Origin of the sequence: Aeromicrobium sp. (genome assembly GCF_050700635.1) — a bacterium.
Lineage (GTDB): Bacteria > Actinomycetota > Actinomycetes > Propionibacteriales > Nocardioidaceae > Aeromicrobium.
On record NZ_JBOHDT010000149.1, the window covers coordinates 1 to 4,663 of the forward strand.

General features: G+C 67.9%; 5 protein-coding genes and 2 pseudogenes. 5 read left to right on the forward strand and 2 right to left on the reverse strand.

The annotated features are described in order from the left end of the window. Window positions 1–173 precede the first annotated feature (173 nt). From ACRDPN_RS11430 to ACRDPN_RS11440, 3 genes and pseudogenes are all read left to right on the forward strand, one after another. Window positions 174–1,015 (forward strand): annotated as a pseudogene (locus ACRDPN_RS11430) (formylglycine-generating enzyme family protein). Further along, a complete protein-coding gene (locus ACRDPN_RS11435) occupies window positions 1,008–1,298 on the forward strand; it encodes a hypothetical protein (RefSeq protein WP_431447762.1) in 291 nt (96 codons plus the stop codon). Before ACRDPN_RS11430 ends, ACRDPN_RS11435 begins: the two are co-directional and overlap by 8 nt. Then, the gene (locus tag ACRDPN_RS11440; protein ID WP_431447765.1) at window positions 1,295–1,834 is read left to right on the forward strand and encodes a hypothetical protein; all 540 of its coding nucleotides are present in this window, start codon (window positions 1,295–1,297) and stop codon (window positions 1,832–1,834) included. Before ACRDPN_RS11435 ends, ACRDPN_RS11440 begins: the two co-directional genes overlap by 4 nt. A gap of 89 nt (window positions 1,835–1,923) precedes the next feature. On the opposite strand, the gene ACRDPN_RS11445 is transcribed toward ACRDPN_RS11440, so the two are convergent. Then, complete coding sequence (locus ACRDPN_RS11445; protein ID WP_431447768.1) at window positions 1,924–2,880, reverse strand: SDR family oxidoreductase; 957 nt, start codon at window positions 2,878–2,880, stop codon at window positions 1,924–1,926. Window positions 2,881–3,005: 125 nt separating this feature from the next. Between ACRDPN_RS11445 and ACRDPN_RS11450 the strand changes: the two are divergent. Next, window positions 3,006–3,203, forward strand: a pseudogene (locus ACRDPN_RS11450) (helix-turn-helix domain-containing protein); the annotation flags it as partial. A 188-nt stretch (window positions 3,204–3,391) separates the two neighbouring features. Next, on the forward strand, window positions 3,392–3,847 hold the full coding sequence (locus ACRDPN_RS11455) for an XRE family transcriptional regulator (protein WP_431447774.1): 456 nt from the start codon (window positions 3,392–3,394) through the stop codon (window positions 3,845–3,847). A 257-nt stretch (window positions 3,848–4,104) separates the two neighbouring features. Here the strand turns inward: ACRDPN_RS11455 and ACRDPN_RS11460 are convergent. Continuing rightward, the coding region (locus tag ACRDPN_RS11460; RefSeq protein ID WP_431447771.1) for an alpha/beta fold hydrolase at window positions 4,105–4,663 on the reverse strand (559 nt) is incomplete at its 5' end.

The following is a 4,663-nucleotide window of genomic DNA, read 5'->3' on the forward strand; positions in this document are numbered from 1 at the left end:
CCGCTGCTGGCACGACGCCGATCGATGGTCCCGAAACGTCACCCGCCGGAACCGAGCGCACTGCACCGCATGCGGGCATGTCCTGGATCCCGGGCGGCACCTTCCGGATGGGTTCCGAGGACCACTAACCGGAAGAGGCTCCCGTACACAAGGTCACCGTGGACGGCTTCTGGATGGACAAGCACGCGGTCACCAACGCGGACTTTGCCCGGTTCGTGAGGACGACGCGTGACGTCACGTCCGCCGAGCGCGCGCCGGATGCGGCCGACTACCCGGGCGCGGCCCCGGAGCTGCTGGTCGCCGCGTCGGTCGTGTTCCGGCAGCCGACGCGTCCGGTCTCGTTGGACAACCCCTACAACTGGTGGACCTATGTGCCCGGAGCCACTGGCGCCAACCCCACGGGCCAGGTAGCTCGGTGAAGCGGTTGCCGGACCATCCCGTGGTGCAGGTCGCCTGGGAGGACGTGGCGGCGTACGCCGAGTGGGCCGGCAAGGAGCTGCCGACCGAGGCCGAGTGGGAGTACGCGGCCCGCGGCGGCCTCGACGGTGCGACCTACGCCTGGGGCGACGAGTTCACACCCGCGGGTCGATGGTTGGCGAACACCTGGCAGGGCGACTTCCCTCTTCACAACACCGCCGATGACGGTCACGCCGGCACGGCACCCGTCGGTTCCTACCCGCCGAACGGCTACGGCCTGTTCGACATGACCGGCAACGTCTGGGAGTGGACCACCGACTGGTACGGGAATCACGAGCAGGCTGCCCATGCCTGCTGCAGCATCGAGAACCCACGTGGGGCCCAGCGCGAAGGCAGCGAGGATCCGGAGCTCCCAGACATCCGGATCCCGCGCAAGGTGATGAAGGGCGGCTCTCACCTGTGCGCGCCGAACTACTGCCGGCGGTACCGGCCCGCGGCCCGAATGGCACAGCCCATCGACACATCGACGTCCCACCTCGGGTTCCGCTGCATCAGCCGGGGTGAGCTCGAGGAACGAAGAAGGGTGCGAGATGACTGACCCGCTGTCGACCTGGACGGAGGGTGCCGTCAAGGACGCCTTCCTCGGCTACGGGGTGCAGACGTGCACCGAGGGTTCAGTCGGCTGGGTGCCGGCCGAGGAAAGGGTGGCTGTCTTCGACTATGACGGCACGCTGTGGTGCGAGAAGCCGATGCCGGTCCAGCTCGACTTCATCCTGCGCCCGCTGGTTGAGATGGCCGAGGCGGACCCGACCCTGCGTGACCGGCAGCCGTGGCAGGCCGCCCTTCTGACCCACCCTGCAATGCCAGCAGCGGCTCGGTGACGCGCGAGGCCGCCGGCATCTCCCCCGTTGAGGGTGAGCCGCGCGCGTCTTCCCTGCTTGAGACTGAACCGCAATCATGTTGCCGTCTCACCCCCGAGTCGGCGGACTTCAGATCGGAGGCCGCGATGGGTCAGGCTATGAGACTTACGGTCGCAGGAACCGTGCTATTTCTTGTCGGCGTGGCACTCGTCGGCTGCAGCGAAGAAGAACCGGCCGTGTGCTCCTCGGTTGCCAGCCTCGAGACGTCGGTCGACGACGTCAAGGACATCGACTTCACCGAGCCCGCTGCCGTCGAGGAGTTGAAGAGCGGGCTCGCGTCCATCAAGAGCGATTTCGCCGAGGTCAAGAGCGACGCGAAAGCAGAGTTCTCGTCCCAGATCGACGCTGTCGAATCCTCCTTCGGCGCGCTGGCGACCAGCGTCGACGCCGCCATCGCCGATCCGACAGCCGCCGCCCTGTCCGCGGTCGGCGCCGCTGTCTCCCCGTTCACAAATGCTGTGCAGACGCTCGTCAGTGACATCCAGTCGACCTGTTGACCCCTCTCGGGACGCATGACCGGGCCACCAGGCGGCCCCGCGGAGCGCATCCAAGCGGGTCGCGGGCAACCCTGCCGGTGGGCTGGATCTCAGAGCAGGCTGTCGTCCGACAGGCCAGACCGAACGATGACAAGGTCTTCGGAGACCTGCCATATGCGCTCGGCGTCCGCGGTACTGCGCAGGCGGGAGTAGAGCTTCTGCTCTGCTGGAGGACCGCCTAGGTGCCCGAGCCCGCTCGGCCCGTAGAACCGGCCGCCGGTGTCGGGTGAGGTGGCGGCGAGGAGGGCGGGAAGCTGCGCGGTCCGGACCGTCCCGAGCAGGATGCCGCGGGCGGACATCGCCCGGATCAGACGGACGTCCAGGGTGTCCCGGTCGCGTCCGAACTCGGGACGAGCGGCGAGCAGGCTCGTCGGAGCGACTCCCGGATGGGCAAGGTTGCTCGTGATGCCCCAGCCTTGGGCCTGGCTGCGCCTGTGGAGCTCGAGGCCGAAAAGCCCGAGCGCGATCTTCGACTGGCTGTACGCGCGGCGGCCGTGGTACGACACCTCCCAGTTCACGTCGTCCCAGTTGATGGCGTGTTGATTCGCCGCCACGCTGATCTGCGAGGTCACGCGGGCCCGGCCGGCTCGAAGCAGCGGCAGCAGGTGGCCCACGAGGGCGACGTGCCCGAGGTGGTTGGTGCCGAGCTGCAGTTCGAAGCCGTCGGGGGTGGTTTGCCGATCGGGCGGCGTCATGATGCCGGCGTTGTTTATGAGGATGTGGATCGGCTGGTCCTCCTCGCGCAGCGTCTCGCCGAGGTCTGCGACGGAGGAGAGCGAGGACAAGTCGAGCTCGCGAAGCGACACGTTCGCGTCCGGGTTCCCCCGACGGATCTTGGTGATGGCCGCCTCGCCCTTGTGCGGATTCCGAACGGGTATGAGCACCTCGGCCCCGGCCGCGGCGAGCCGCGTGGCGAGGCCGAGCCCGATGCCGTCGCTGGCTCCGGTGACGACGGCGCGCTTCCCGGACAGGTCGGGGACGGTGATGTCGATGGTGGTGTGTGGCATGAGGTCACTCCCGGTCGTTGTCGTTGCCTCCACGGTCCTCGAGATGCCGTGACGTATTCAGGGCCTGGTGATCCCCGGATCGGCAGGCCGTGGATGCGCTGCTGGAGTGGCGGTAGAAAGGACGCATGGCGATCGACCGGGCTGGACTGGCGGAGTTCCTCCGGCGCCGCCGGGAGTCGCTGCAGCCCGAAGACGTCGGCTTCCCGCGCGGACCACGCCGGCGGACGAGCGGACTACGGCGGGAGGAGGTGGCCTCGCTCTGCCACATGTCGACCGACTACTACGCACGACTGGAACGGGAACGCGGACCTCACCCGTCGGAGCAGATGATCGCCTCCATCGCGCAGGGACTCCACCTCTCGATCGACGAGCGTGACCACCTGTTCCGGCTGGCCGGGCACAACCCGCCCCCGCGTGGCGTGGACAGCGATCACATCAGTCCCGGCCTGCTACGCATTCTCGACCGCCTTCAGGACACTTCCGCGGAGATTGTCACCGAGCTCGGCGAGACCTGCGACAGACCGCGCTCGGGGTCGCACTCACCGGCGACACGACCCGCTACAGCGGCCCGGCCCGCAGCATCGGCTACCGGTGGTTCAGCGACCCCGCATCACGACAGCTCTACGCACCCGAAGATCATCCCTTCCTGACCCGAATGTGGGTCTCTGGCCTGCGCGAGGTGGTCACCCTCCGAGGTCCGGGCTCGCGCGCGGGCCACCTCGCCGACCTGCTCCTTGCTCACAGCGGGGAATTCCGGGACGTGTGGGACGCCCACGAGGTCGGCATTCGCCCGAACGAGGTGAAGCACTTCGTCCACCCCGAGCTCGGCGCTCTAGAGTTGAGCTGCCAGACGCTGGTCGACCCGCGACAATCCCACTCGCTGCTCGTCTACACCGCCGTCCCCGGTAGCGAGAGCCACGAGAAGCTGCAGCTGCTGTCCGTCATCGGCACGCAAGCGCTTCACTAGCGCTTCATCCGTCGGAGGACAGATCTCAGAACAAGCCGAGTCGGTCGAGCAGGTCGTTTGCAGCGGTGATGATGGTCTGTGCATGTTCGACACCTCGCTCGCCTCGTCGATGGTGGCGTCGTCACCGGGCCGCTCGAGGTACTCAAGCTCGTTGCGGCGTCTGCGCAGGGCTACGTCAAGCTGCTCGTTCGACCCAGTCGATTGCGAGGTCGGCGACCGCGGCAGGGGCGTCGTCGGTGATGAAATGGGCTGCGTCGTCAACGTAGGCGAATTCGACGCAATCGGCGTACCGCTCCGGATTGCGGCAGATACGCGACGTTCTCCACGGAGAAGACTCCGCGCAGTGAGGCGCCCGGGCGGTGCCAGATGAACGGGCGCAGGTGCCGGAAGGCCGGGAGGACGACCTTGGGACTGAACGTCATGAAGCCCGGCGGCACGGAGAGTTGCACTGCCGTGCGAACCCGCTCGGGGTGGTCGTAGGTCAACTGCATCGCAGCGGTGATGGCGCCCATGTCGTGGGCGACGAGGTGGGCCTGCTCGATGTGGAGGACGTCGAGGAGGGCGAGCAGATCGCGGAGCCGGGTCTCGCGTTCAATCCGCGGATCGTTGGCCACCGTCCAGCCGGCCCCGCGCATGTCGGGGCAGAGGACGCGGTAGCCGCTCGCGGCGATGACAGGAGCGACGGCGTGCCACTGCCACCAGTGCTGGGGAAATCCGTGCAACAGCACGACCGATTCGCCCTCGCCGATGGCGGCGAGGTGAGTATGCAGGCCGGGTGTCTCGACGACGAGATGGTCGAAGCCGGGGGCCTCTGGC